The 384-nt window shown below is 46.6% G+C and carries 1 protein-coding gene; it reads left to right on the top strand.

What is annotated here, in order from left to right; all coding sequences use genetic code 11:
• A partial coding sequence (locus HC176_RS17370) for an aminotransferase class I/II-fold pyridoxal phosphate-dependent enzyme (protein ID WP_167920263.1) occupies window positions 1-331 on the top strand: 331 nt, incomplete at its 5' end.
• Window positions 332-384: the final 53 nt, after the last annotated feature.

The following is a 384-nucleotide window of genomic DNA, read 5'->3' on the forward strand; positions in this document are numbered from 1 at the left end:
GCTGCAGGCCGGTGCTGCTATGGCTTTGAGGCTTCCGCAGGAGTGGTTCAGTGAGCAGAACAAGGTATATCTGCGCAGAAAAGAGGAGATCCTGAAACTGGCTACGGCCCTGAAATGCAGTTTTACAGAAGATCAAACTGGCTTGTTCTTATGGTGCAGAGTTCCAAAAGGCACTACTTCGGAAGGATTTGTGGATCACCTGTTAAAGCAATATCATATTTTTGTGGCCCCGGGATTCATTTTTGGGAGTCAGGGGGAAGGCTTCATCAGGTTCTCTCTTTGTTCTCCCGAAGAGATTATTATTGAGGCCTGTAAAAGATTAGCGGTATGAAGGTTCATATTATAGGTTTAGGTTTAATAGGCGGGTCGTTCGCCCTTGGGTTG

This window comes from Tamlana crocina (assembly GCF_012037625.1).